Below are 26815 nucleotides of genomic sequence, written 5' to 3' on the forward strand. Positions count from 1 at the left end.
CGGCTATCCCCGCCGCCAGGCCCTCTCCCCCGAACCGGCGAACCCCGCCGACGCGTCGGTCAGGCTCGGCCTGACCCCGTACCACGCCCTCGCCGCGCGCCTGAACGCCCTCCAGCGGCTGGGCGACCGGGTGAGTGTCGAGGTCGCGGGCGTCTCGGCCGGCGGGCACCGGCTGTACCTCGTCACGGTCACCGCCCCGGAGACCGCCGACCAGGCCACCGCCCAGGAACGGATGCGCGACCTCATCGAGAACGCGCCCGCCACCGCAGCCAAGTCCCCCGAGATCAAGGCCGGTTACAAGACCCCCGTCCTCTTCGACAACAACATCCACGGCGACGAACGCGAGGGCACCGACGCCTCCCTCGACCTCATCTCCCAGCTCGCCACCTCCAACGACGCCAAAACCAAAGACCTGTTGGCGCACAGCCGCCTCTACTTCAACCTCACGGCGAACCCGGACGGCCGTATCGCGAACACCCGCACCAACGCCAACGGCTTCGATCTGAACCGGGACTTGATCACCGCCTCGCAGCCCGAGACCCGCACGATCCGCGCGATCACGATCGACAAACAGCCCGCCGTCCTGCTCGACCTGCACGGTTACGTCAACGGCACCCTCATCGAGCCGACCACTCCCCCGCACGGCGAGAACTACGAGTACGACCTCTTCCTCAAGAACACCTACGCCAACGCCCTCGGCATGGAGACCGCGGTCGACGGCCTGGGCTACACGCCGGCCAGGGACGGGGTCTCGCCCGCCCAGATCCCCTTCCGCGACCAGGCGGAGGGCTGGGACGACTGGCCCCCGGTCTTCACCCCGCAGTACGCCGCCTTCCAGGGCGCGGTCGCCGCCCACACGGTCGAGATCCCGCTCCAGGTCAACAACGCGGCCTACGACACCCTCCCCACCACCGAGCTGCACCGCCGCGCCGCGATCAACGTGGCCGTCGCGGGCGCCGCCATGCGCGCGACCCTCAACTTCACTCAGTCTCACCGGACTTCCCTCATCGCCGACCAGATCGAGATGTTCCGGCGGGGCGCGGCGGGCGCCGAGCAGGTGCCTGTGTCGACGCGGACCGTCCCGGGGGTCCCGGGCATCGGCCCCGAGGACGTCTACACGACCGAATTCCCCCGCGCCTACACCATTGCGGCCGACACCGCGGGCGCCCGCCTGGTCGCCCATCTCCTCGCCAACGACGTCCACGTGCTACGCGCGGCGAACGGCCCGTACGTCGTCGACATGCACCAGCCCAAACGGGGCCTGGCGAACGCCCTGTTGGCCGACGGCCGTGACATCAGCGACAAGGTGACGGCCATGTACGACATCTCGGCCTGGAGCCTGGGCCGCCTGTGGGGCGCCACGGTCGGGACGGCAACCACCCTCCCTGGCACACCACTTCAGCCCCTCCACGCCATCTCCGCCCCTTCCCCGGTCGCCTACGTAGCCCCGCACGGCGGCCTCCGCCTCCGCCTCACCGACCCGGCGGAGTTCGCGGCCGTGAACTCCCTTCTCCAGCAGGGGATTCCGGTACGACGGGCAGCGGACGGCAGCGCGATCGTGCCGGAGTCGGCGCGGGCGAAGGCAACGGAGGCGGCCGGCAAGTACGACGTGGCCTTCGACGCGACCACCCTCACCGGCACGACCGCCCTCCGCCCCCTCCGCGCCGCCGCCGCCGTCACCGCGGGTGAGCTGTTCGCGCTGCGGGAGATGAACTTCGAGGTCACGCCCGTGTCGACGGACATCCTGAACGCCGGGTTCGACTGGTCGAAGGCGGACGTCCTGTTCGTGTCGGCCGGGCTGGAGCACGAGGACCTGACCCCGGCCGCCCGCACCGCCCTCCACACCTTCCTGTCGACCGGGCACGGACTCGTCGGCCGGGGCGTCACCGGCGCCGCGTTCGCCTCCGCGACCGGCCTGCTGACCGCGACACCCGTCGAGGGCGAAGAGGCGGCCAACGGCGTTGTACGGGTGGTGAATTCGGGACCGGTGACGGCCGGAGCCCCGCCCCACTCCTTCGTCTACGCGCCGGTGTGGTTCACCGGTCTCGGGCCCGGGGTGCGCGTGGAGCAGTCGTACGCGACCGGGAACCCTCTCGTCGCCGGGCACTGGCGGGCGTCGGCCGATGGTTCCGGTGGTCCCGGGGACGCGGCGGGGCGGCCCTCGGTCGTCAGTGGCCCGCGAGCTGTCCTGTTCGGCACGGAGCCCCTCTTCCGGGATCACCCGAAGGGGGAACTCCCGCAGGTCGGGCAGGCGTTGTTCACCATGGCACACGCGAGCAGCGGATCAGTCGAGGAGAGCAGATGACCCAGGAGATCCACGGCACCGTAGCCGACGGCTTCGAGGCGGTGCGGGAGGAGTTCGCCGCGGTCGTGGCGGCCGAACGTGCCGATTACGAGGGCCAGTTGTGTGCATACGTACACGGTCGGCGGGTCGTCGACCTGTGGGCGGGGCCGCCCGGTACCGAAGGCGACTCGCTCTATGGCGTGTTCTCGTCCACGAAGGGCGCCGCGCACCTCGTGGTGGCGCTGCTCGTGCAGGACGGCACGCTGGAGCTGGACCGCAAAGTCACGTACTACTGGCCGGAGTTCGCGTCCGAGGGCAAGGGCGCGCTGACGCTGCGCGAGTTGCTCGCGCACCGCGCGGGTCTGGTCGGGACGGACACGGGCTTCACGCTCGACGAACTCTCCGACGACCGGGCGGTGGCCGAACGCCTCGCCGACCAGCGGCCGTTCTGGCGCCCGGGCACGGCCTTCGGCTATCACGCCCTGGTGATCGGCGCGTTGACCGGCGAGATCGTACGGCGGGCCACGGGCCGTTCGCTCCAGGAGGTGCACGAGGAGAGAGTGCGCGCGCCGTACGGGCTGGACTTCTTCCTCGGGCTGCCGGCGGCGCACGAACCCCGATTCCGCACCACCCAGCCCCAGTTGCCGACCCCGGAGCAGGAGGCCGCGCGCGCCGCGGAGCCCGCCGGGCCGCACAGTCTGGGCGCGATCGCGTTCAACGAGCACGCGGCGCAGCCGACCGTCCTGGAGTCGCTGCCGAACGAGCGGGTGATCCGGGCGAAGGGTCCCGCGTCGGTCGGCGGGGTGGCGTCGGCGCGCGGTCTCGCCGGGCTGTACGCGGCGACGATCAGCGAAGTCGACGACCGGGCCGCGCTGTTGAAGCCGGACACGGTGGCGGAGTTCGGGCAGCTGCACTCCGTCGGGTACGACGTGGTGACCGGCACGCACCGGGCGTACGGCCTGGGTTTCCAGGCGACCGCGGACGCCTGGTACCCGTTCCTGGGCGCCGGCACGATCGGCCACAGCGGCGCGGCGGGCTGCCAGGCCTTCGCCGACCCCCGCAGCGGCCTGGCCTACGGCTACACCAGGCGCCGGTTCGGGTTCCCGGGCGGGGCGGCCCCGGAGAACGTGGGGCTGGTGCGGGCGGTGCACAGCGCGGCGCTGGCCCACTGACGGACGGAGGCCGCACCCGACGTCCAAGGGTGCGGCCTCGTCGTAGAGACGTCTCGCGTCAGAGCTTGACGATCATCTTGCCGGTGTTGTCCCCGCGCAGCTGCCCGAGGAACGCCTCCAGGTTGTTCTCGATGCCCTCGACGACCGTCTCGCGGTACTTCAGTTCACCCGAAGCCACCCACGCGCCGACTTCCTGGACGAACTGCGGCTGAAGGTCGTAGTGGTCGCCGACGAGGAAGCCCTCGATACGGCCGCGCGTCTGGATGAGGCGCCCCAGGTTCTTCGGCCCGGGAACCGGCTCGGTGCTGTTGTAGACGGAGATCATGCCGCAAATGGCAATGCGCCCACGCTCGTTCAGGGATCCGATCGCCGCTTCGAGGTGGTCGCCGCCGACGTTGTCGAAGTACACGTCGACACCGTCCGGAGCGGCCTCGCGCAGCTGCTGGCTCACCGGGCCGTTCTTGTAGTTGAAGGCCGCGTCGAAGCCGTACTCCTCGACGAGGAGCTTGACCTTCTCGTCCGAGCCGGCGGAGCCGATCACCCGGGAGGCGCCCTTGAGCTTGGCGATCTGGCCGACCTGGCTGCCGACGGCACCCGCGGCGCCGGAGACGAAGACCGAGTCGCCCTCCTTGAAGGACGCGGTGCGCAGCAGGCCGGCGTAGGCGGTGAGGCCGGTCATGCCGAGGACGCCGAGGTAGGTGGAGAGCGGGGCGAGGTCGGGGTCTACCTTGACGGCGCCCTTGGCGTCGATGGTCGCGTACTCGCGCCAGCCGCCGAAGTGCAGGACGTGGTCGCCGGCCGCGAAGCCCTCGGCGTTCGACTCGACGATCTCGCCGACCGCGCCGCCCTGCATGACCTTGCCCAGCTCGAAGGGGGCGACGTACGACTTGGCGGCGCTCATGCGGCCGCGCATGTACGGGTCGACCGACAGGTACTTGTTCCGCACCAGCACCTGGCCCTCGGCCGGGGCCCGCGTCTCGGTCTCCACCAGGGCGAAGTCCTCGGGCTTCGGCCAGCCGACCGGGCGGCTGAGCAGGTGCCATTCGCGGTTGATCATCACAAGCGCCTTTCGTAGTGCAGGGGGTCGTGCGGGGTGGTTCGCATACTGCCAAATACTTCAGTACCTGAAACAACCATGCTCCTGAATATTTCATGATGTCAAGTAACCGGGTACGCTTGAGTCCATGGCCACACCCGAAAAGACGCGCCGCTCCGACCCCGTGACCATGGAGGTCGTCGAGCTGATCGGCGATGTCGTGGCGCGGTTCTACGCGGACTACGAGGAGGCGGCGGGCGACCACAGGCTGACCGGGGCGCAGGCCCGGCTGCTCAGCCTGCTGTCGCTGGAGCCCCTGCCGATGCGCAAGCTGGCGCGCAAGCTGAAGTGCGAGCCGTCGAACGTGACGGGGATCGTGGACCGGCTGGAGACCCGCGGCCTGGTGGAGCGCCGCCCCGACCCCGCCGACCGGCGCGTGAAGCTGGCGGCGGCCACGGACGAGGGGCGCCGGGTGGCCCGTAGCCTGCGGGAATCACTGCGGTTCGCCCGCGAGCCGCTCGCGGGACTGTCGGACGAGGAACGGCTGGCGTTGCGAGGGTTGCTACGACGAATGCTGGAAGTCTGAGCCGAGCCACCCACCGGCGCCTGAGCGAAGCCACCCACGGGCATCCGAGCCAAGCGGCTCAGGAACACCACCACAGGATCTGCTTGCACGTTTCCGAGGGCGACGGTGTCGGGCTCGGGTCCGAGGAGGACGGTTCCGAGGACGGGGTGGTCGCCGGGTCGGTCGTGGACGTCGACGCGGGGGACGTGGTGCCGGTGCCCGTCGTCGGGGTCCGCGACTCCTCGGGGTCCTTCGTCTCCTTCGCGGACTTCGAAGGCGACGCGGACGGGGATGCCGAGGCGTCCGGGGACGCCGTGCCCGCGCTGGTTCCGACGGTCTTCGTGACGTCCAGGGGCTCCGCCGTCTCGCCGGCCTCCGCGTCCGCCCCGCCCTCCGCGGACGCGCCCGGCGCCGCGGACTTCTGGTTCGAGAACGGCGCGTCCGTGCCCAGCTCCGCCAGGCTCAGACCGCCCGCCGCCAGTATGAAACCGGCCGTTATGAGAAGCACCCGGCGCCGCCGCCGACGGTGTGCCGCGGCCTTGCGATCGCGACGGCTCGCGCCCGCCGCGACGGCGCCCTCGATGTCGCCATCGCCATCGCCATCGCCGTCACCGTCGAAGTCACCGCTGCCGCTGCCACCGCCACTGCCAGTACCGACTCGCCCCCGTCCGCGCCCGCGGCTCTTCCGGCGCGCGGCACGTCCCTGAGGCTCACCGTCCGCGTCGCCTTCCTCATGCGCGTCGTCGCGCACATCCGCGTCCGCGTCCGCGCTCTCGCGCGGGGCGTCGCCCGTGTGCGGGCGCGCGTCAACTGCGCGCGCGTGGGCCTGAGTTGAGTCGGCAGGCGCTTCGGCTGATGCGCCGCACCCCGGGCACGCGAGGGCGCCGTTCAGGTACCGGCCGCAGGGGTGGCAGTAGTCCATGACGCGGGAAGAATAAGTTCCTCACAGGTAACGTTCATAGTCACGCCTGTGAAAGTTGTGTAGGGACGCGGCGGGAAACGACAAGAATCGACACGAACCGGCGCGGCCGATCGGTATGCCGATCACGCCCCTTGCCGAAACCGTTACTTGTTCGACCCATTGACACCCCCGCCCCGCCGTCCTTACTGTCTGCCCAGCATTTCGAACGTGAGCCGATATTTCGAACAGCATTGAAGAGCACAGGGGGCATCTGCCGTGCGCATCACGGGAATCAGTACGCACGTGGTCGGGACGCCATGGCGCAATCTGACGTACGTCCAAGTGCACACCGACGAGGGCGTCACCGGCGTCGGCGAGACCCGGATGCTGGGCCACACCGACGCGCTGATCGGTTACCTGCGCGAGGCCGAGGCAAACCACATTCTCGGTTCCGACCCGTTCGCGGTGGAAGACCTCGTACGCCGGATGAAGTACGGCGACTACGGGCGCGCGGGTGAAATCGTGATGTCCGGCATCGCCGTGATCGAGATGGCCTGCTGGGACATCAAGGGCAAGGCCCTCGGCGTCCCGGTGTGGCAGCTGCTCGGCGGCAAGGTCACCGACAAGGTGAAGGCGTACGCGAACGGCTGGTACACCACCGAGCGGACCCCGGAGGCCTATCACAAGGCCGCCCAGGGGGTCATGGAGCGCGGCTACAAGGCGCTGAAGATCGACCCCTTCGGCACCGGGCACTTCGAACTCGACCACGAGCAGACCCTGTACGCGGTCTCCCTCATCGAGGCCGTGCGGGACGCGATCGGTCCGGACGCCGAGCTGATGCTGGAGATGCATGGCCGGTTCTCGCCGTCCACCGCCGTACGGCTGGCGCACGAACTCGCGCCGTTCAAGCCGGCGTGGCTGGAGGAGCCGGTTCCGCCGGAGAACCTGAAGGCGCTGGAGAAGGTCGCGGCGAAGGTGGACATCCCCATCGCCACGGGTGAGCGCATCCACGACCGGATCGAGTTCCGCGAGCTGTTCGAGAGCCAGGCCGTCGACATCATCCAGCCCGACGTCGGTCACATCGGCGGTATCTGGGAGACGCGCAAGCTGGCCGCGACCGCCGAGGCGCACTACGTCCTCGTCGCCCCGCACAACGTGGGCGGCCCGGTGCTGACCGCCGCCTCGCTCCAAGTCGGCTTCTCCTCCCCGAACTTCAAGATCCTGGAGCACTTCAACGACTTCGCGGACGCGGACATCAAGAAGGTCGTGAAGGGCGCCCCGCAGGTGATCGACGGCTACTTCCACCTCTCGGACGCGCCCGGTCTCGGGGTCGAGCTGGACACCGACGCGGCGGCCGAATTCCCGCAGCAGCAGGCGCGGTTCGACCTGTGGGCGGACGGCTGGGAGCAGCGCAAGCCGAAGGGCTCGGAGTGAGCACCGCGGTCGTCATCGAGGCACCGGGCGAGCACCGGCTGGCCTCGCACGAGCCCCGGCAGCCGGACGCGGGCGAGGCGCTGGTGCGCGTCCACGCGGTCGGCATCTGCGGCAGCGACCGCGAGGTGTACCAGGGCAACAGGCCCGAGGGCTACGTCCGTTACCCCCTCACCCCGGGCCACGAGTGGTCCGGCACGGTGGAGGCGGTGGGCGCCGGGGTGCCCGCGACTCTCGTGGGCCGCAAGGTCGTTGGCGAGGGCTTCCGCAACTGCCAGGTCTGCGACCGCTGTCACGCGGGCGAGACGACGCTGTGCACGGCGGGCTACGAGGAGACCGGCTTCACCCAGCCCGGGGCGATGGCCACCACGCTCACCCTCCCGGCCCGGCTCCTCCATGTCCTCCCGGACGAGGCCGACTTGACGGCCGCGGCACTGCTGGAACCGGCGGCCTGCATCGCGGCGGCGGCCCTGAAGGCCAACGCGCGGCCGGGTGAGCGGGTCGCCGTGGTCGGTACCGGCACGCTCGGGATGTTCGCGATCCAGTTCCTGAAGGCGGGCTCCCCCGCCGAGTTGCTCGTCGTGGGTTCACGCCCGGACCGGGCCGCGCTCTCGGAGCAGTTCGGCGCCACGGACTTCCGTACGAAGAACGAGCCCCTCCCGGACGACTTCGACGTGGTGATCGAGACCGCCGGCTCCGCCGACGCGGCCCGTACCGCCGCCTCCCTGCTCCGGCGCGGCGGACGCCTGGTCCTCACCGGCATTCCCGCGCCGGGCGCCGAGGGTCTCGATCCGACCGATCTCGTCGTACGGCAGCTGGAGGTGCACACCGTCTTCGGGGCACCGCCGGACGCCTGGGCGCACACGGTGCGGGTGTTCGGGGCGGGCTTGCTCGATCCACTCCCCCTGGTCACCCATGAGCTGCCGCTCGCCGAGTTCCCGCAGGCCATCGAGCTGGTGGGGTCCGGCGATCCCAAGGTCGGCAAGGTGCTGCTCCGGCCGTAGGAAACCCCAGCCGTACGTCGGCACGGGGTGACCTGACCACCCCGTGCCGGCGTACCACCAAAGCCTCTTTCTACCCCGAGCCGCGAACCTCGTCCGAAATACCGAACGCGAAGGACAGCAAGTGACCGACACCGCCACGGCAGCCCGCAGGCCCGGGGAGCAGGCGCTCTCCGCGCTCGGCCTGGGCGCGCCCGCCCTCGACCCCGCCGACGCCTCGACCCACACCTTCCCGGACGGCGGTCGCTGGCGCACCGAGATCCCCTCGTGCGAGGGGCCCGAGGCGCTGGCGGTCATCCTCAAGGAGTCCTCGCGCCTGGACGTGCCGATCCACCGGATCAGCCAGGGCAGCGGTGTGTGGATGCTGACCGACGCCGAGATCACCGAGATGGTCGAGGCCACCGCCGAACGTGACATCGAGCTCTGCCTGTTCACCGGTCCGCGCGGGACCTGGGACATCGGCGGTTCGGTCCGCTCCGACTCGCGCGGCGGCGGCCTGCGTGCCCGTGGCCATGACGCGGTCGCCGGGTGCGTCGAAGACGCCGTGCGGGCAACGGAGTTGGGCGTGAAGTGCCTGCTCGTCGCCGACGAGGGTGTGCTGTGGACGTTGCACCGGGCGCGGGTGGCCGGGATCATTCCGGCCGACACGACGCTGAAGGTCTCGGCGCTGATCGGTCCGGTCAACCCGGCGGCGTACGCGGTGTACGAGCGGCTCGGCGCGGACTCGTTGAACGTGCCGAGCGATCTGACGCTGGATCACTTGACGGAGATCCGGCGGGTGTCGGCGGCTCCGATGGACATGTACATCGAGGCGCCGGACGACCTCGGTGGCTACATCCGGATGTACGAGGTCGCCGAGCTGATCCGGCGCGGCGCTCCGCTCTACCTGAAGTTCGGTCTCTCCAAGGCCCCCAGCATCTACCCGTGGGGCACCCACCTGCGCGATGTCACCCTCGACACGGCGCGGGAGCGGGTCCGTCGGGGTCGGCTGGCCCTGGACCTGCTCGCGAGGCACGGCGCGGACGGCGACATGGCTCCGCTGGGCTCCAGGTTGCCGGGTTCCCTCAACCGTTTCCCGACCGAGAGTGCCACTGACTGACCGACGGGGGCTGCGGGCCGCCTGTGGCTGGTCGCGCAGTTCCCCGCGCCCCTAAGAAACGCACTCCCAGTTTCCAGGTGCACCTCTCAAACGCAGGCCCGCTGTCCAGGGGCGCGGGGAACTGCGCGACCAGCCCCCACCGGCCCGCACCACACAACACGACCCGCACCACCCGCACCACACAACACAACCCGCACCACCCCGCACCCTGAACCACCCCCACACTCGCTGCACTCTCAACGACGAGAAGAATGAGGCCAGTTCACATGCGCATCCGCAGAAGCGCCCTCCCCCTCATAGCCGGCGCCGCCACCCTCGCGCTGACCCTGTCCGCGTGCGGGCAGAGCGGTTCGGGCGGCAGCAAGGAGAAGGAGAGCAGCGCCAAGGGCGGCACGATCGGCATCGCGATGCCGACGAAGTCCTCCGCGCGCTGGATCTCCGACGGCAACAACATGGTCAGCGACCTCAAGACCAAGGGCTACAAGACCAAGCTGGTCTACGGTGAGGACGACCCGGACCAGCAGGTCTCCCAGATCGAGAACATGATCACCCAGGGCGTCAAGGGCCTGATCATCGCGGCCATCGACAACAAGTCCCTGAACAACGTGCTCCAGGAAGCCGCGGACGCGAAGATCCCGGTCATCGCCTACGACCGCCTCATCCTCGGCACGAAGAACGTCGACTACTACGCGTCGTTCGACAACACCAAGGTCGGTGTCCTCCAGGCCACTTACATCGTCGAGAAGCTCGGTCTGGACAAGGGCAAGAACGGCCCGTTCAACATCGAACTGTTCGCCGGCTCGAACGACGACAACAACACCAAGTACTTCTTCAACGGCGCGATGAGCGTGCTCCAGCCGTACATCGACCAGAAGAAGCTGGTCGTCAAGTCCGGGCAGACCGCGCTGAACAAGGTCACCACCCTGCGCTGGGACGGCACCAAGGCGCAGAACCGCATGGAGGACATCCTCACCGGCTCCTACAAGAGCGGCCGGGTCGACGCGGTGCTCTCGCCGTACGACGGCATCTCCATCGGCATCCTGTCCGCGCTGAAGTCGGACGGCTACGGCTCGGCCAGCAAGCCGCTGCCGGTCATCACCGGCCAGGACGCCGAGCTGGCCTCGGTGAAGTCGATCATCGCCGGTGAGCAGACGCAGACCGTCTACAAGGACACCCGTGAGCTGGCCAAGGTCGCGGACACCATGATCGACGACGTCCTCAACAAGAAGACGCCGAAGACCAACGACACCAAGACCTACGACAACGGCACCAAGGTCGTCCCCGCCTACCTGCTCCAGCCGGTCAGCGTGGACAAGACCAACTACGAGGACGTGCTGGTCAAGGGCGGGTACTACACGGACGCGCAACTCAAGTAAGTCCGCAGCCAGTTACCCGACCCCACACTTGATTGGTAGGCACGACCATGGCGGGACCCGTCCTGGAAATGCGCTCGATCGTCAAGACCTTTCCCGGTGTAAAAGCGCTGTCGGACGTCACGTTGACGGTCCGTCAGGGCGAGGTCCACGCCATCTGCGGTGAGAACGGCGCCGGGAAGTCCACCTTGATGAAGGTGCTCTCCGGCGTCCATCCGCACGGCAGTTACGAGGGCGACATCCTCTTCGAAGGAGAGGAGTGCCGCTTCCGCGACATCCGGGCGAGCGAGCAGCACGGCATCGTCATCATCCACCAGGAGCTGGCGCTGGTGCCGTTCCTCTCCATCGCGGAGAACATCTTCCTCGGCAACGAGCACGCCACGCGCGGGCTCATCAACTGGAACGAGACACTGCGGCACGGCACCGAACTGCTGCGCCGGGTGGGCCTGAGCGACCACCCGGAGACCCGCGTCGCCGACATCGGCGTGGGCAAGCAGCAGCTCGTGGAGATCGCGAAGGCGCTGTCGAAGAAGGTGAAGCTGCTCATCCTGGATGAGCCGACGGCGGCCCTGAACGACGAGGACAGCGGCAAACTCCTCGATCTCATCCTGGAGTTGAAGAAGCAGGGCATCACCTGCATCATCATCTCGCACAAGCTGAACGAGATCCGCAGGGTCGCCGACTCGGTGACGATCCTGCGCGACGGCCGCTCCATCGAGACCCTGGACGTGAAGGCGCCGGAGACGACCGAGGAGCGGATCATCTCCGGCATGGTCGGCCGCGACCTCGACCACCGCTTCCCCGAGCGCACCCCGCACGAGGGGAAGCCCGAGGCGGCACCCGCTCTGGAGATCCGCGGCTGGACCGTGTTCCACCCGATCGACCAGCAGCGCAAGGTAGTTGACGATGTGTCAATAAATGTGCGCAGGGGCGAGATCGTCGGCATCGCCGGACTCATGGGCGCCGGCCGCACCGAACTCGCGATGAGCGTCTTCGGGCGCTCCTACGGCCGCTACGCCGGCGGCACGGTTCTCAAGGACGGCCAGGAGATCCGCACCAAGTCGGTCGCGGAGGCGGTGAAGCACGGCATCGCCTATGTCACCGAGGACCGCAAGCACTACGGCCTCAACCTCATCGACACGATCAACCGGAACATCTCGCTGGCCGCCCTGGGCAAGGTCGCCAAGCGCGGTGTGGTCGACGAGCAGGAGGAGCGGCAGGTCGCCGAGCGGTTCCGCAAGTCGATGAACATCAAGGCGCCGACGGTGTTCGAGCCGGTGGGCAAGCTGTCCGGCGGCAACCAGCAGAAGGTCGTCCTCAGCAAGTGGATCTTCGCGGGTCCCGAGGTGCTGATCCTGGACGAGCCCACGCGCGGCATCGACGTGGGTGCCAAGTACGAGATCTACACGGTCATCGACCAACTCGCCGCCGAGGGCAAGGCGGTGGTCTTCATCTCCTCCGAACTGCCGGAGCTGCTCGGCATGTGCGACCGCATCTACACGATGGCGGCGGGCCGGCTGACCGGTGAGGTGCCCCGGGCCGAGGCCACGCAGGAAGTGCTGATGCGCCAGATGACGAAGGACAAAGAGGTAACCCGATGAGCACGGACGTGACCGCCAAGAGCCCGGCCCCCGCGCCGCCGGGCAAGAGCGGATCGGCCGCGGGCGGCGGCCTGTTGCACCTTGTGCTGGACGGCCTGCGGCGCAACATGCGCCAGTACGGCATGCTGATCGCCCTCGGCCTGATCGTGATCTTCTTCGAGGTCTGGACCGGCGGGGACCTGCTGCTGCCGCGCAACGTCTCCAACCTGGTACTCCAGAACAGCTACATCCTGATCCTCGCGATCGGCATGATGCTGGTCATCATCGCCGGGCACATCGACCTGTCGGTCGGTTCGCTGACGGCGTTCGTGGGCGCCTTCGCGGCGGTCCTGATGGTCAATCACCATGTGGCGTGGCCCGTCGCGTTGGTGCTGTGCCTGCTGATGGGCGCCGTGGCGGGCTCGGTGCAAGGGCTGTTGATCGCCTACGCGGGGATACCGTCCTTCATCGTGACCCTTGCCGGGATGCTGCTCTTCCGCGGCCTCACGGAGATCCTCCTCCAGGGCCAGACGCTGGGCCCCTTCCCGGGCGGCCTTCAGAAGATCGGCAACGGCTTCCTGCCCGCGGTCGGCCCGAACACCAACTACCACAACATCACGCTGCTGTTGGGCCTCGTGATGATCGCCGCGGTGGTGTGGCAGGAGGTGCGCGACCGGCGCCGGCAGCAGGAGTTCTCGCTCGACGTGGCGCCCACCAAGCTGTTCCTGCTCAAGCTCGTCGCGATCATCGCCGCGATCGCCTGGCTCACCCTGCTGCTCGCCAGCTACGACGGTGCGCCGATCATCCTGATCATCCTCGGTGTCCTGGTGGCCGGTTACGGCTACGTGATGCGCAACACCGTCTTCGGCCGCCACATCTACGCGATCGGCGGCAATCTGCCGGCCGCGAAGCTGTCCGGCGTCAAGGACAAGCGCGTCACCTTCCAGGTGTTCCTGAACATGGGCGTGCTCGCGGCCCTGGCGGGTCTGGTCGTCACCTCCCGCCTCAACGCGGCCTCGCCGAAGGCGGGCGACGGCTTCGAACTGGAGGCCATCGCCTCCTCGTTCATCGGTGGCGCGTCCATGAGCGGCGGTGTCGGCACCGTCCTCGGCGCCATCATCGGCGGTCTGGTCCTCGGCGTGCTGAACAACGGCATGAACCTCCTCAGCGTCGGCACCGACTGGCAGCAGGTCATCAAGGGCCTCGCCCTGCTGACCGCGGTCGGCTTCGACGTATGGAACAAACGCAAGTCCGGTTCGTAAGTCCAGCCCGGGCCCCGCACGTCTGTCATTCGCACAGCACGGCGGGGCCCCTTCCATGTGCAGGAGCCGCTCAATGGAACTGAACAGACGCACGGTCATTGCAGGCGCCGCGGCAGCGGGTATCGCCGCGAGCACACTCGGTACGGGTACGGCGCAGGCGGCCTCGGGAGGCAAGAAGCCCGTGAAGGAACTCTTCGGCACCCTCGCCGACGGCAGCAAGGTCTACCGCTGGTCGCTGGAGAACGGCGGCACCCGGCTCAAGGTGCTGTCGTGGGGCGGAGTCGTCCAGTCCCTCGAACTCCCGGACCGGCACGGCAAGTACGCCAACGTGTCGCTCGGCTTCGACAACATCGCCGACTACGTGGCGAAGACCCCGTACTTCGGCGCGCTCATCGGCCGCTACGGCAACCGCATCGCCAAGGGCCAGTTCACCCTGGACGGCAAGAGCTACCAGCTCTCCGTCAACGACGGGGTCAACAGCCTGCACGGCGGCACCCAGGGCTTCGACAAGCACATCTGGGACGTGGAGGGCTTCACCTCCGGCTCCGACGTCGGCCTGCACCTCTACTACACCAGCGTCGACGGCGAGATGGGCTACCCGGGCACCCTCAAGGTGAAGGTGACGTACACACTCAACAAGCACGGCGACTGGCGCATCGACTACGAGGCCACCACCGACAAGGCCACGGTCGTCAACCTGACCAGCCACGTCTACTGGAACCTCGCCGGCGAGGGCAGCGGCACCATCGAGAACCACCAGCTCACGATCCCCGCCGCCCGCTACACGCCCACCGACTCGGGACTGATCCCCACGGGCGAACTGGCCAAGGTCTCCGCCACCCCCTTCGACTTCCGCAAGACGAAGCCGATCGGCCGCGACATCCGCGCCGGCCACGTCCAGCAGGTGCAGGCCAAGGGCTACGACCACAACTGGGCCCTCGACAAGGGCATCACCGCGAAGCCCGAGCATGCCGCGACCCTGCACGACCCGCACTCCGGCCGCACCCTGAAGATCGCCACCGACCAGCCGGGCCTTCAGTTCTACACCGGCAACTTCCTCGACGGCACTCTCACCGGCACCGGCGGCCACACCTACCGCCAGGGCGACGCCCTGTGCCTGGAGACCCAGCACTTCCCGGACTCGCCGAACCACGCGAACTTCCCGTCGACAGTGCTGAGGCCTGGTCAGACGTACAAGACGTCGACGATCCACACGTTCAGCTCCTGAAAGCTCACAGCTGACGCGTAGTTCGGATCCGGGGTTCCCGAACTCACACCATTTTCACATCCGTTGAACAGTGCCACTCCCGTCTCCGTACTCATGGGTGGCCCGTGCTCCCCCGCGCGGGCCACCCAAGACGACGGGCCCGGTCGTCCCCACCGGGCCCGCCTTCATACGGAGGTTCCATTGGCCGACTCCAACGTCACCTCGCTGTTCCGCAGTACGGCGGCGCACAGCCCGTCGATGGCAGCGCTGGCGCGTGAGAGCGACGGCACCGGCCCGGTGGACTTCTGTATCCCGTGCAACCCGTACTTCCCCACCCCCGCCATGTTCGACGAGATGGCGGCCCGGTTGCGCGAGATCATCACGTACTACCCGAGCAGCGCCGACACCATCACGGCCGAGCTCTGCAACCTGCTCCAACTCCCGCCGAGCTGCGTGGCGATGGGCAACGGTTCCACCGAACTGATCACCTGGATCGACCACTTGATGGTCCGCGAGTCACTCGCCATCCCCGTCCCCACCTTCGGCCGCTGGACCGACCAGCCCATGGAGACCGGCAAGCGGGTCGACATGTTCCCGCTCCAGGAGTCCAACGGCTTCGTCCTCGACCTCACGCAGTACGCCGAGTTCATCCGCAAGCGCAACACCAAGGTCGCCGTCATCTGCAACCCGAACAACCCCGACGGCGGCTTCCTGCACAAGCAGGCGCTCGTCCAGTTCATGGACGCGATGGCCGACCTGGACCTCGTCATCATCGACGAGTCGTTCCTGGAGTTCGCGGACGCGGAGGTCGAACCCAGCGTCGTACAAGAGGCGATGCTGCGCCCCAACGTCGTCGTGCTGCGCAGCCTGGGCAAGAACTTCGGCCTGCACGGCATACGGTTCGGCTACCTCGTCGCGAACCCCGCCCTGGCCGGCCGCATACGCTCGATGCTCCCCAAGTGGAACCTCAACGCCTTTGCCGAGCATGTGGTGTTCATCCTCAAGGAGCACGGCGCGGAGTACGCGCAGAGCCTCCAGCAGGTGCGCCGCGACCGGCTCGACATGGCGAGCCATCTCTCCGCGCTGCCCGGCCTGACGGTCTATCCGTCGCAGGGCAACTTCCTCTTCGTACGCCTCCCCGTCGGCGCCGAGGGAACCGTGGTCCGGGACCGGATGCTCACCGAGCACCGCATCCTGGTCCGCGAGTGCGGCAACAAGATCGGTTCGTCCAGCCGCTTCCTGCGGCTCGTGGTGCGCCCCCAGACGGACGTGCGTCGCCTGGTGTCCGGCATGGAACAGGTGCTCTACGGGACCAGGAGGGGAGCTGCCGTACCCGAGCTGGGTACAGGGACCAACTACAGCTCGGGTACGGCGGCCGTGGACCGCCTGGTCGGCGCGACGAACGGGGCGGGCATGCAGAACCTCGCCGCGCAGGCGCTCCTCGGTACGGGGACGTCGGGGGTCGGCATGCCCGCGCAGATGCCGATGCCCGCGGCGGCTCAGATGCAGCAGCCTCAGCCCGTGCCGATGCAGGTGCCGCAACCGCAGCCGCAGCCCCAACAGCAGCCGCAGTTCCAGCCGATGGCTGCCGCCGCGCAGGTTCAGCAGATGCCGATGACCGCTATGGCGGACCAGCAGTCGAACGGGGTGGGCATGCCGATGCAGATGCCGCAACAGGTACCCCAGCAGATGCCCCAACAGCCCTACGGCGTACCCGCGCCCGCCCCCGCGCCGGCACCGATGCCGCAGGGGCCGACCCCGACCGGTGTGCCTGCGCGTAATGGGCTTACGGCCGCGCAGGTTCGGGGGGCTACTAGTCCCAACGGGATGCAGAATCTTGCGCCGGCGCCTGCGACGGGGTGGCCTAACGCGCAGAGTTGGCCCAATGCTGCAGGGATGGGGCAGGCGGGTTAGGGGTTCGTTGCCGGGTGCGGGTGCGTGGGGGCTGGTCGCGCAGTTCCCCGCGCCCCTAACAACGAACGGCGTTGATCAGTGACGCCCCCAATGGCAAGGCGTTGGATCCCTGTACCTCGAAGCCTGCCTTCTCCAGCAGGCGTCGGTAATGGTCCTCGTCGCGTTCTTGGCCGCCGACGTTGCACAGCATGTGGACATCCCACGCCACCGCCGTCGGAGTTGGCAACAGGCGCTCGACCACGAGGAGTTGGGTGCCTGGGCGCATCGCGTCCGCGCATCTGTTGAGGATCGTGAGGCAGCGGGCGTCGTCCCAGTCGTGGAGGACTCGGGAGAGGAGGTAGACGTCTCCGCCTTCCGGTACGGACTCCGTGAAGTCGCCTGGTACGAAGGTGCAGCGTTCCGTCAGTTCCTTGCGGGCTGACTCCAGGGTTTCCGGGCGTTCGAACAGGACGCCCTCCAGGTGGGCGTGGGTCCGGAGCAGCCGGCCGAGCAGCGCGCCGTTTCCGCCGCCCACGTCCACCACTCGCCGTGCCTTCGAGAAGTCGATCAGTGTCGGTACCGGGGTGAACATCTCCGCGCTCGCCGCCATCGAACGGTGGAACAGGCTTCCCAGTTCCGGGTGTTGGGCGAAGTACGGGAAGTGGTGTTGGCCGTAGCGGTGGGCGAAGGCTTCCTTGCCGGTGCGTACGGAGTGGGTCAGGCCCGCGAACGAGTCGTAGAACGGGCCCGCGTACAGACGCGCCAGCGGGTTCAGGGAGAACTCCGTTGCCGTGCGCAGGGGTTGGCCTGCCGCCGTGAGGTGGTAGGTGTCGTCCGATGCCGTCAGCAGGCCCAGCGTCGTCAGGTAACGGAGCAGGCGGCGTAGTGCGTCCGGGTGCGTCGACGTGAGGGCCGCCAGCCGCTCCGCCGACATGCCGGGGTGGTCCGCCAGGTGGTCCGCGATGTTCAACTCGGCCATGGTGGCGACCGCTTGGGTGGCCCAGGCTCCGGTCATCACGGTGAGCAGGGCGGTCGTCGGGTCGGGGAGTGGGGTGTGGCGGCCGGGGAGGCGGAGTTCGAAGCGGCGGTGGGTGGTGGTGCGGTGGTAGAGGACGGTGACGTTCTCGTGGCCGTTGTAGCCGCCGCCGTCGGGGACCGCGCCGCCTCGCTCCTGGAGGAGGAGTCGTAGGCCTGCGGGGACCACCGGGCCGGGGGCCGTCACCGCGAAGGCGTGGTGGGACTCGTGTTCCGCCTCGCGTTCGTCGGCGGCCACGGCCTCCAGCGCCGACTCCGGGGGTACCGGGAGCGCGAAGATCTCCACGCTGCGTCCCCCTACCGCCACGTGCACGATGCCCACCGGGACGTCGGCGAGTTCCGGGCCGTAGCGGCGGGTCAGGCGGTCGCGGACCACCACGCTGGGGGTGACGGGGCCCGGTTCGAGGCCGAGGCGGCGGAGTTCTTCGCAGAGGCCGTCGAGGGAGTCGGGGAAGACCAGGACCGCGGTGTGGTCGAAGACCAAGTGGCGGGACACGTCCGCCCGTTCGGCGCGGGTGAGGGCCGGGAGGAGTTCGGCGAGGACCTGGTCCGTGTCGTGGGTCTCGACGTAGGCCGCCGCGCGCTGGACGCGTGCTACGTCGGCTGCGGCGAGGCGTGCCTGTACGACGGGGAGGTTCATGAAGGGGTTCCCGGTGGATCGTGGGGACGGGAGACGGGAGAGAAGAGGCGGGAGAGAAGAGGCGGGATCAGATGCCCGTGTAGTTCTCGGCGAAGAAGTCCTGGTGCGCGCGGGACGTGCGCAGGCTGTCCAGGCGGGCGTACTGGAGCGCGCGGCCGTAGCGGGCGTGCGCGTCGACGGCGTCCTCGGCGGACGGGCCGTGCAGCAGGCCGCTCATCCAGTGCGAGAACTCGTGGGCCCGCCAGACACGCGGCAGGCAGTCGGCCGCGTAGCGGTCGAGGTCGCTCTCGTCGGCGTGCTTCAGCGCCGACGTCAGTGCCTGGGCGAGGCGTTCGGCCTGGAGTACGGCGAGGTTGGCACCCTTCGCGGCCGAGGGACTGATGAGGCCGGCCGCGTCGCCCGCCAGCCAGAGGCGGCCGGTGCCGGGGGTGTCGAGGACGTCGGAGCGCAGGTCGACGACCGCCTTCTCCAGGACCGGGCCGTCCTTGAGCACGCCGAACTCGTCCGTACGGAACCGAGTCGCCAGCTCGGTCCAGACGCGGTCCTCGTTCCAGTCGGCGGAATCGGTTCCGCGCGGGCACTGGAGGTAGTAGCGGGTGACGGTCGCCGTGCGGGCCATGTGACCGGCGAATCCCCGTTCGTGCAGGGCGTATCCGACGGCTTCCATGCTCGGCGGGGCCTCGGCCAGGACCGCCAGCCAGCTCACGCCGTGGTCCCAGCGGGCGGTACGCGTCCCGTGCGCGGTCATGGTCGCGCGGGCGACTCCCCGGTGCCCGTCGCACCCGGCGACGTAACGCCCGACGACGTCCGTGCCGTCGGACGTCCGTACCCGGCCGTCCTCGGAGATCTCCTCGACCTCCGTGTCGAAGCGGATCTCGCCGCCGCGTCGGAGGTACTCGGCGAGCAGGTCCCGTACCAACTCCTGCTGGGGGTAGACCGTGTGGACCTCGCGGCGCCCCAACTCGCCGTAGTCGAGGGTGAATTCACCCTTCTCGCTGCGGAAGAGGCAGGTTTGGTGGGTGTGGCCCCGGGCCAACAGCCCATCCGCGAGCCCGTGTCGGGTGAGGACGCGGACGGAGTGGGCGGCCAGGAAACCCGCTCTGGCCCGCCCTTCCACCGCCTCGCGTCCGCGCCGTTCCAGGATCACGCAGTCGATGCCACGGTCCAGCAGCAGGTTCCCCAGGACGAGCCCCGCCGGGCCCGCCCCGACGATCACCACCCCGGTCCGCACGCCGGTCCGCGCACCGGAGTCGAATCGTTTCCCCACGTCCACCCCTGATCTTGCTTTTTCGGCCAAGGGGTTTCATATCAGCCAGATCAGGGAGATGAGCAATCGAAGACGACTTCTTAGCCCATAAGGGCCAACTGGGCATATGTCAGTGGTCGTTGTCCAGGTGCAGCTTGAGCAGGTCCACGCCGTAGTCGCCGCCGTTGGGGGTCCGGATGATGGTGTGGATGTGCTGCTGGGTGGGGGTGCCGTTGGGCCCGCCCATACCGCCACCGGCACCCGGGCTCGCATTGCTGCTCTTCGTGCCGTAGGCCAGAGGCGACTGGGCGTCGTACTCGATGAGGACGACCGGGCTGTGCACGCGGTAGTAGAAGGCGGAGGAGTCCTTGGTCTCGCCCATCCAGTAGAAGTAGGTCGCGTCGAGGTGGTCCTCGACCTCCGACATCTTCACTTCGGCGTGGCCGTCGTTCATGTTGCCGACGTAGACGCGCACGAGGTCGAGGAGGTTCTGCTTCTGGGCGCTGGTGAAGTCCTTGGCGACAAGCCCCTGGTAGGCGAGCTTGGCGTTGTCCTGCCCGGCCCCGGCCTTCATGTCGTCGCCGGACTTCTTGGTGCTGGAGATCACCTTGGCGCGCTGGGCGGCGGTGAGCGAGCGCAGGAGGGTGAGACCGGCCTTGGTCTCGGGCTTGAACAGGGTGATCTTCTCGCCCTTGTAGGTGGCGGAGGTCGGCTCGGACCCCATGAAGGTCGGGGTCATCACGACCTGGTCGCCGAGCACGAAGAAGTTGATGGCCACGTGGTGGCCCTCGTACTGGAAGCCCCACGGCTTGGTGGTGGACGGCGTGCCCATGAAGGTGAAGAAGTACGCGCCCTCGGTGAGGGTGTCCCGGTTACCGCCGCTGTAGTCGCCGAGGAAGGCGTTCAGCTTCATGATGTTGCGGGTCTGGGTGAGCCCGTCGGCGGACAGGGCGGCGCCGAGCAGCGCGTAGCCCAGGTTCCGCTTCTTCGCGGTGATGTCGCCCATCCGGACACCCTTGCGCTGGTACCCGTCGACGTTGCTCCAGGCCAGCCACTCGTTGTTGTCGACATCGAACGTGCAGGACTTGCGTTCCTTGGCGCTGAGCCCGTCGAGGAAGGCCTGCGCGGCCTTGACGATCCCGTCCGTCGAGACGTCGGTGGAGTGGATCGAGTAGAGCCCGTCGGCGATCTTGCCGTCGGTGGTCACGCCCTTGAAGTCGGCGTACTTGACCTCGCTCTGCCCGGGGCCCATCCCGCTGCCCCCTCCCCCGGGCCCGCCGGAAGGCATCGCGCCGGTGGGCATGCCACCGCCGGGGCCGCCCGAGGGGGCGCCGTTCGGGGCGCCGGAGGACGAGGACGCGGTGGCCGTGTCGGAGGCGTCCGACGAGCAGCCGGTCATGGTCGCGACAGCCGCGACTCCGCCGGCGAGCAGCGCCTTGTTCATGAACCAGCGGCGGCTGCGGTCGGCTTCGGGGGTGCGGGGGCGGTGTCCGTGCATACGGGCCAACCTCCCGCACCAACCTGAGCCGAACCTGAAGTCCCGTCCAATCGCCTGACCAGTGCCAACCACCTCGGTACGTCGATTTCCACCCTTACCGTCTTGCCCGGCGGCGGCACCCGGTCCACCACCTCCCACCGGTCCGCGAGCGCCTCGACGAGCACGAGCCCGCGCCCGTTCTCGTCGAGCAGGTCCGGCTGTTCTACGGCCCCGGGTGCGGGCGGAAGCGGTCCGGTACGGGTGTCGGTGACCTCGATGCGGACACTCCCGGTGACGAGGGAGAGCCGGAGTTCGAAGTCCCGGCCGGGTACGCGGCCGTGGGTGACGGCGTTGGCGGCGAGTTCGGCGACGACCGCGGCGACGGCGTCGGAGGGGTCGCTGCCGTGCGGGATGCCCCAGGCGTGGAGTTGATGCAGGGCGAGGTGACGGGCGAGGCGGGCGCCGCGTGGGGTGGGGCTGAGGCGCTGGGCGAACGTGCGTACGGTGACGGGGGGTTGGGTGGTCATGGGCCCAATGTGGCGTTCAGGGGGGCCAGTTCACCAGGTTCCGAGCCCGTACGCTGCGGCAGCGTACGGGGTCACACGCTGGACAGTACGCGCTACGTTCCGTAACCATGTGCGCGGGAGGTGGGTGACCATGGTCGAAGGCAGCGGTGAGCCCGAAGTGTCCGACAGCCTGCGAACGTTCGGGGCGATGTTGCAGGCCCTGCGGGAGCATGCGGGGCTGAACCGGGAGGAGTTCGGACGGCGGATCGGGTACTCCAAACACACTGTGGAGTCAGTGGAGTTGGGGAGGCGGATGCCGGACACGCCGTTCGTGGACCGGTCCGAGCCTGTGTTGGGCAACACCGGGGCGGTACGGAGGGCGGCGGAACATCTGGAGCGGCGACCGGGGTTGGCGTCCTGGTTCCGGCAGTGGGCGCTGAAGGAGAAGACGGCGATCACGCTGTACACGTACGAATGCCGGATGATTCCTGGGTTGTTGCAGACGGAGGCGTACGCGCGGACGCTGTTCAACGAGCATCTGCCGCCGATGGACGACTCGCAGATCGAGACGCAGTGGGTAGAACGAGAGAAGCGGCAAAGGCTGTTGTGGGAGCGACCGAACACAGCGTTCAGCTTCATCCTGGAGGAGGGCCTGTTCCTGCGCCGCACAGGCAGGGTGGAGGTCACTCGGGAACTCATCGACCACGTGCTGAGGGTCGCCGAACTGCGGAACGTAGAAGTCCAGGTCATGCCCCAACTGCGGGACCGTCACGCCGGGTTGAACGGTCCCATGCAACTGCTCGAAGAGCCCAACAACCGGTGGTACGCATACTCCGAGGGGCACGAGAGCGGGCTGCTCATCACTGATCGAAAAGTAGTGAGCGTGCTCCAGATGCGATATGCCAGAATGCGTTCGCAGGCTCTCACCATCCAGGACTCCTTGAGCCTGTTGCGGCGCATGCGAGGAGACCTATGAGCACGTCCGAACTGGCCTGGTTCAAGAGCAGCTACAGCAGCAGCGGCTCCGGTGACTGCGTCGAAGTCGCCCTCGCCTGGCACAAGTCCAGCTACAGCAGCAGCAGTTCGGGTGACTGCGTCGAGGTGGCCAACTGCCCCTCTACCATCCACATCCGCGACTCCAAGAACACCGAAGGCCCCCAACTGGCCCTCGCCCCCACGGCCTGGACCGAGTTCATCGTCACCCTGTGATCGGGGGCTCCGCCATGAGCACCACTGAACTGGCCTGGTTCAAGAGCAGCTACAGCAGCGGCGGAGACGGCGACTGCGTAGAAGTCGCCCTGTCCTGGTACAAGTCGAGCTACAGCAGCAGTGGTGACGGCGACTGCGTGGAGGTGGCCACCTGCCCCACCACCATCCACATCCGCGACTCCAAGCACACCCAGGGCCCCCAACTCACCCTCACCCCCACCACCTGGACGAAGTTCATCGTCACCCTGTGATCCGCGAATGCGATGATGCCGCCATGGCACAGTCACCGCAGGACTCCTCGGTCACCGAAGACGGAATGACCGCGGCCCAGGCCGTCGACCGGATCGAAGGCGCCGCGCATCCACGCCCGCACGATCGCCGCCTGCACGCCCGCGGTGCCGTGTACGACGCGCGGTTCGTGCCCACCGGGCAGATCGCGAAGTGGACGACGGCCACCTGCCTCACCGCCGAAGCCAACGCAGTGATCCGGTTCTCGAACGGCTCCGGCAACTTCGCCGCCGACGACCGGGCACGGGGCGTGCGCGGGATGGCGGTCAAGTTCCTTGACGGCGACGGCAGTAGCGATGACGCGAAGGCCGTCATGGATCTGGTGGCCGCGAATTTCCGGGTGTTCCCGAGTCACAATCCCGAGGGGTTCATCGACCTCGTCGAGGCGCTGGGCATGGCGGGCACGGAGGGCGGGTTCGCCGACCGGGCGAAGGGGAAGCTCGCCGCGGCCGGGAAGTTCGCCACCGTTCTTGCCCAACACCCGGAAAGCCGGGGGGCGTTGAAGTCGTTCGCCGGGCAGCAGGCGCCCGCCAGTTTCGCCACCACCCGCTACGACGGGCTGCACGCCTTCGTCCTGGTCGACGAGTCGGGCGTACGCCGCCCCTTCCGCTACCGTCTCGTGCCCCAACTGGGCGAGGTCGAGATCGATCCCGCGTACGCCGAGACGCTCGCCCCGGACTTCCTCATCGGCGACCTCGACTCCCGCCTCGAAACCGGGCCCGTCACCTTCACCGTGGTGTACCAGCTCGCGGAGCCGAACGACCCGACCCACGACCCGTCCCAAGCGTGGCCGGAACAGCGCCCGTTGATCCCTGCCGGACACCTGCACGTGACGTCCCGCTCGCCGCGCGAGGACCACTGGCAGCAGCAGGTGTTCGACCCGACCCGCCTCGCCCCCGGCGTGGAAGCCTCCGACGACAAGATGCTGGCCTTCCGCCGCCACGCGTACTCCGTCTCGGCGGAACGCCGGCTCGCACCCTGACGTCACGCACCTTTGAGGAACGGCCGTAGCGGCTGCCGTGCCGCGGCTTCCGCCAGGCGCGGCAACGGGCGGCCCGGGGCGAGGCGTGCGGCCAGCCAGCCCCACAGGGCGAGGTTGACCTGGGTCGACCGTTCGGGCGCGCAGTGGCCGGCGTCCTTGATCACCCACACCGTCGTTTCCGGCCGCCCGGCCAGTCCTACGATGTCGCCGAGCGGGACGTAGATGTCATCGGCGCCGTTGATCACCAGCAGCGGCGCGCTCTCGGCCCCGGCCTTGTCGAGGAGCCCCTGCTCGCGCAGGGAGAAACCGGCGAGCAGGTCGGCGATCGCGGACTGGTCCGGCATCTCGTCCACGTGGAGGGCGTTGCCGATGATCCCGGACATGCCGTGCGGCAGGCTGAGCAGATCGACGGGGTCGTCGGTCAGACCGGTCGGCCCGCCGAGGTCGACGGCCGCGTCTACGTGGCCGGCGAGTGCCAGTTTGGCCGCCCAGTGCGCGCCGAAGCTGATGCCGTAGAACCCGACCGGTTGGCCGTAGGCGCACCGGAGTTGGGAGACCAGGCCGACGAGGATGCGGTCCGCGTCGGGTGAGAGCGGGACCGAGGACTCGCCGGTGCCGGGCATGTCCACGGCGGCGACGAGGAGGCCGGTGGCGCGGGCGGTGGCTACGGCCAGCCGGTGCAGGTCCATTTTCCAGGTGTCGACGCCGCCGCAGAGGACGACGACTCCCGACCGGGCCGACCCCCGTCGCCGTCGTTGGAAGAAGTGCACGGGGACGGGTTCGGGCACGTTCAGTACCGCGCGCTGGAAACGGACGGGGAAGCGGGGCGCGGCTTCGAGGTACGCGGCGAGCTGGTGCTCCTGCGCGGCTCGCCGGTCGTCGGTCGCCAGGCACGGGAAGCGGGCCGCGCCCCAGCAGAGCGAGGCGAGCAGCGGGTCGCCGGAGGCGTGCGCCCGCTCGGCCTCGGCCGCCCACACCGGAACCCAACTCCTCACCCCCGTCCCCCACATGTCGGTGATCCGGGCTCGGGCGCGGTCGACGACCGGGCGCGGGATCCCGAGCGCCACGAACTGACGGGTGCGCTCGTCCAGAAGGTCGTCGGGCTCTACGGGGAAGGTGAACATGCCTTCTACAATGCGAGTAATCCTCAGTTTCTGACAACTCGCATTGGACCCCGCGCCCGGCCATGTCCACACCCCGCAAACGCCCACGTCAGCAGCGGTCCCAGGAGACGTACGACGCGATCCTGGAGGCGGCTGCTCAGCTTTTCGAGTCCCTCGGCTACACCGGCGCGACCACCAACAAGATCGCGGACCGCGCCGGGGTGTCGATCGGCTCGCTCTACCAGTACTTCCCGAACAAGGACGCGCTGCTGTACGCCCTCGGTGAGCGGCATGCGCAGGCACTGGCCGCCGCGATGACATCGGCGATGGCGGACCTGCGCGCGGCCGCACCCCCACCCGAACAGACCATCCGCACCCTGTACTCGACCCTGGCCCAACTCCACGACACAGACCCGCACTTGCACCGGCTTCTCTACGACCAGGCCCCGCGCCCCGCCGAAGCCGCGGCCCAACTCCGCGCGTTCCAGACCGAGATGGCCGCCGAGGTCGCACACCACCTGCGCCGTCTCGGCCTGGGCTCCCCCGACCCGACCCTGACGGCCCTGCTCCTGGTCCAGGCGGCCGAGGCCCAGGTCCACGGCGCGATCCTCGACCCGCCGCCGGGGCGCACCCCGGCCGAGTGCGTGGAGACGGCGATCGCCCTGTGCCTGGCGGCGCTGGGCATCCGCCCGACCTGAAGCATCGCTTACGGCTTCACCGGTCCTGTCGCACCAGCCGTGATCCCTCCACCGTGAATCCCACCGCCGCACCGCCACCGGCCCGCGTCCCCGCGAACACGGTCCCGCCGTGCGCCTCGGCCACGTCCCGGACGATGGCGAGGCCCAGCCCGGATCCGGGCAGCCCGCGCGCGGTGTCGGCACGGTAGAAGCGGTCGAAGACGCGCGGGGTGTCGGCGTCGGTGATGCCCGGTCCGTGGTCGGAGACGGTGACCTCGCCGCGACGGATGCGTACCTCGATGGGTTCGTGGTCGTCGGGGGCGAACTTGGCCGCGTTCTCCAGCAGGTTGCCCAGCGCGCGTTCGAGTGCCTGGGGGCGGCCGTGGACCACGGTGGCGTCGGCGTCGATGTGGACGAGGCGGCCGGTGCGCCGGTGCACCCGACGGGCGGCGCGGCGGGCCGACTCGGCCAGTTCCACGGCCTGTTCGGGCTCGCCCCGGTCGCGCGCCAGGGCAAGTTCGACCAACTCGTCCACCAGGTGGGTGAGTTCACGGGTCTCGCCCTCCACGTCGTCTAGGAGCCGGTCCCTGGCGTCCGGGGAGAGTTCGGTGACGCGGCGCAGTACGTCCGCGTTGGTACGCAGACTGGTCAGCGGGGTCCGCAGCTCATGCGCGGCGTCCTGCACCAGCCGCTCCTGCGCCGCACGCGCGGCGGCGAGCCGCTCCAGCATCCGCCCGAACGACACGGCGAGCCGCCCGACTTCGTCCCGTCCGGCACAATCCCGCTGGTGACTGGCTGATCAACGCCCTGACACGGCCGCGGCCGAGGTGGCAAGGTCGGTGAGATTC

The 26815-nt window shown here is 69.0% G+C and carries 24 protein-coding genes and 1 pseudogene; 16 read left to right on the plus strand and 9 right to left on the minus strand.

Annotation, left to right across the window (positions count from 1 at the left end; translation table 11 throughout):
* Together ACNFOC_RS25365 and ACNFOC_RS25370 are read left to right on the plus strand one after the other, a co-directional pair.
* A partial coding sequence (locus ACNFOC_RS25365) for a M14 family zinc carboxypeptidase (RefSeq protein ID WP_416961392.1) occupies positions 1–2305 on the plus strand: 2305 nt, incomplete at its 5' end.
* Positions 2302–3456, plus strand: coding sequence for a serine hydrolase domain-containing protein (locus ACNFOC_RS25370; protein ID WP_416961393.1), 1155 nt, complete (start codon positions 2302–2304; stop codon positions 3454–3456). The genes ACNFOC_RS25365 and ACNFOC_RS25370, both read left to right, overlap by 4 nt.
* Positions 3457–3514: 58 nt before the next feature.
* On the opposite strand, the gene ACNFOC_RS25375 is transcribed toward ACNFOC_RS25370, so the two are convergent.
* Positions 3515–4513 (minus strand): NADP-dependent oxidoreductase, encoded by a 999-nt coding sequence (locus ACNFOC_RS25375; protein WP_416961394.1) that lies wholly within the window; start codon positions 4511–4513, stop codon positions 3515–3517.
* A gap of 127 nt (positions 4514–4640) precedes the next feature.
* On the opposite strand from ACNFOC_RS25375, the gene ACNFOC_RS25380 reads away from it, so the two are divergent.
* The gene (locus ACNFOC_RS25380) at positions 4641–5078 is read left to right on the plus strand and encodes a MarR family winged helix-turn-helix transcriptional regulator (protein ID WP_416961395.1); all 438 of its coding nucleotides are present in this window, start codon (positions 4641–4643) and stop codon (positions 5076–5078) included.
* Positions 5079–5136: 58 nt separating this feature from the next.
* On the opposite strand, the gene ACNFOC_RS25385 is transcribed toward ACNFOC_RS25380, so the two are convergent.
* Complete coding sequence (locus tag ACNFOC_RS25385; RefSeq protein ID WP_416961415.1) at positions 5137–5565, minus strand: hypothetical protein; 429 nt, start codon at positions 5563–5565, stop codon at positions 5137–5139.
* A 216-nt stretch (positions 5566–5781) separates the two neighbouring features.
* Positions 5782–5979: pseudogene (locus ACNFOC_RS25390) on the minus strand (SCO2400 family protein); the annotation flags it as partial.
* Positions 5980–6234: 255 nt separating this feature from the next.
* Here ACNFOC_RS25390 and ACNFOC_RS25395 point away from each other — a divergent pair.
* From ACNFOC_RS25395 to ACNFOC_RS25430, 8 genes are all read left to right on the plus strand, one after another.
* Entirely contained in the window at positions 6235–7392 is a 1158-nt protein-coding gene (locus tag ACNFOC_RS25395; protein ID WP_416961396.1) for a mandelate racemase/muconate lactonizing enzyme family protein, read from the plus strand.
* Positions 7389–8393 carry a zinc-dependent alcohol dehydrogenase gene (locus ACNFOC_RS25400; protein WP_416961397.1) on the plus strand — a complete coding sequence of 335 codons (1005 nt, stop codon included), beginning with the start codon at positions 7389–7391 and terminating at the stop codon, positions 8391–8393. Before ACNFOC_RS25395 ends, ACNFOC_RS25400 begins: the two co-directional genes overlap by 4 nt.
* Before the next feature lie 121 nt (positions 8394–8514).
* On the plus strand, positions 8515–9489 hold the full coding sequence (locus ACNFOC_RS25405; RefSeq protein ID WP_416961398.1) for a hypothetical protein: 975 nt from the start codon (positions 8515–8517) through the stop codon (positions 9487–9489).
* Positions 9490–9755: 266 nt separating this feature from the next.
* The gene (gene chvE, locus ACNFOC_RS25410; protein ID WP_416961399.1) at positions 9756–10865 is read left to right on the plus strand and encodes a multiple monosaccharide ABC transporter substrate-binding protein; all 1110 of its coding nucleotides are present in this window, start codon (positions 9756–9758) and stop codon (positions 10863–10865) included.
* Positions 10866–10912: 47 nt separating this feature from the next.
* Positions 10913–12463: a multiple monosaccharide ABC transporter ATP-binding protein gene (gene mmsA / locus ACNFOC_RS25415; protein ID WP_416961400.1), complete on the plus strand. Its 1551-nt coding sequence runs from the start codon at positions 10913–10915 to the stop codon at positions 12461–12463.
* The gene (mmsB, locus tag ACNFOC_RS25420; protein ID WP_416961401.1) at positions 12460–13704 is read left to right on the plus strand and encodes a multiple monosaccharide ABC transporter permease; all 1245 of its coding nucleotides are present in this window, start codon (positions 12460–12462) and stop codon (positions 13702–13704) included. The genes mmsA and mmsB overlap by 4 nt, the downstream gene beginning before the upstream one ends.
* A gap of 73 nt (positions 13705–13777) precedes the next feature.
* The gene (locus ACNFOC_RS25425; RefSeq protein WP_416961402.1) at positions 13778–14932 is read left to right on the plus strand and encodes an aldose epimerase family protein; all 1155 of its coding nucleotides are present in this window, start codon (positions 13778–13780) and stop codon (positions 14930–14932) included.
* 180 nt (positions 14933–15112) lie between these two features.
* A complete protein-coding gene (locus tag ACNFOC_RS25430; RefSeq protein ID WP_416961403.1) occupies positions 15113–16825 on the plus strand; it encodes a pyridoxal phosphate-dependent aminotransferase in 1713 nt (570 codons plus the stop codon).
* A 55-nt stretch (positions 16826–16880) separates the two neighbouring features.
* Here the strand turns inward: ACNFOC_RS25430 and ACNFOC_RS25435 are convergent, their stop codons facing one another.
* The 4 genes from ACNFOC_RS25435 to ACNFOC_RS25450 form a co-directional block, all read right to left on the minus strand.
* Positions 16881–18479, minus strand: a complete 1599-nt coding sequence (locus ACNFOC_RS25435; RefSeq protein ID WP_416961404.1) for a methyltransferase — start codon at positions 18477–18479, stop codon at positions 16881–16883.
* Positions 18480–18546: 67 nt separating this feature from the next.
* Positions 18547–19746, minus strand: coding sequence for a 4-hydroxybenzoate 3-monooxygenase (locus tag ACNFOC_RS25440; RefSeq protein WP_416961405.1), 1200 nt, complete (start codon positions 19744–19746; stop codon positions 18547–18549).
* A gap of 109 nt (positions 19747–19855) precedes the next feature.
* Positions 19856–21223: a DUF3500 domain-containing protein gene (locus ACNFOC_RS25445; RefSeq protein WP_416961406.1), complete on the minus strand. Its 1368-nt coding sequence runs from the start codon at positions 21221–21223 to the stop codon at positions 19856–19858.
* A complete protein-coding gene (locus ACNFOC_RS25450) occupies positions 21166–21729 on the minus strand; it encodes an ATP-binding protein (RefSeq protein WP_416961407.1) in 564 nt (187 codons plus the stop codon). The genes ACNFOC_RS25445 and ACNFOC_RS25450 overlap by 58 nt, the downstream gene beginning before the upstream one ends.
* Before the next feature lie 130 nt (positions 21730–21859).
* Between ACNFOC_RS25450 and ACNFOC_RS25455 the strand changes: the two genes are divergently transcribed.
* The 4 genes from ACNFOC_RS25455 to ACNFOC_RS25470 are packed head-to-tail and all read left to right on the plus strand — an operon-like array spanning position 21860 to position 24187.
* A complete protein-coding gene (locus ACNFOC_RS25455) occupies positions 21860–22684 on the plus strand; it encodes a helix-turn-helix domain-containing protein (RefSeq protein ID WP_416961408.1) in 825 nt (274 codons plus the stop codon).
* Positions 22681–22917, plus strand: coding sequence for a DUF397 domain-containing protein (locus ACNFOC_RS25460; RefSeq protein ID WP_416961409.1), 237 nt, complete (start codon positions 22681–22683; stop codon positions 22915–22917). Before ACNFOC_RS25455 ends, ACNFOC_RS25460 begins: the two co-directional genes overlap by 4 nt.
* Positions 22918–22931: 14 nt before the next feature.
* Positions 22932–23168, plus strand: coding sequence for a DUF397 domain-containing protein (locus ACNFOC_RS25465; protein ID WP_416961410.1), 237 nt, complete (start codon positions 22932–22934; stop codon positions 23166–23168).
* A gap of 23 nt (positions 23169–23191) precedes the next feature.
* A complete protein-coding gene (locus tag ACNFOC_RS25470) occupies positions 23192–24187 on the plus strand; it encodes a catalase (RefSeq protein WP_416961411.1) in 996 nt (331 codons plus the stop codon).
* 2 nt (positions 24188–24189) lie between these two features.
* Here ACNFOC_RS25470 and ACNFOC_RS25475 read toward each other — a convergent pair whose 3' ends face one another.
* Positions 24190–25311 (minus strand): alpha/beta hydrolase, encoded by a 1122-nt coding sequence (locus tag ACNFOC_RS25475; protein ID WP_416961412.1) that lies wholly within the window; start codon positions 25309–25311, stop codon positions 24190–24192.
* A 62-nt stretch (positions 25312–25373) separates the two neighbouring features.
* Here ACNFOC_RS25475 and ACNFOC_RS25480 point away from each other — a divergent pair, with 62 nt between their 5' ends.
* Positions 25374–25988: a TetR/AcrR family transcriptional regulator gene (locus tag ACNFOC_RS25480; protein WP_416961413.1), complete on the plus strand. Its 615-nt coding sequence runs from the start codon at positions 25374–25376 to the stop codon at positions 25986–25988.
* Between the two features lie 16 nt (positions 25989–26004).
* Here ACNFOC_RS25480 and ACNFOC_RS25485 read toward each other — a convergent pair whose 3' ends face one another.
* The gene (locus tag ACNFOC_RS25485) at positions 26005–26712 is read right to left on the minus strand and encodes a sensor histidine kinase (protein WP_416961414.1); all 708 of its coding nucleotides are present in this window, start codon (positions 26710–26712) and stop codon (positions 26005–26007) included.
* Between the last annotated feature and the right edge of the window lie 103 nt (positions 26713–26815).

The organism is Streptomyces colwelliae, from assembly GCF_048158785.1.
In the GTDB taxonomy this organism is placed as follows: Bacteria; Actinomycetota; Actinomycetes; order Streptomycetales; family Streptomycetaceae; genus Streptomyces.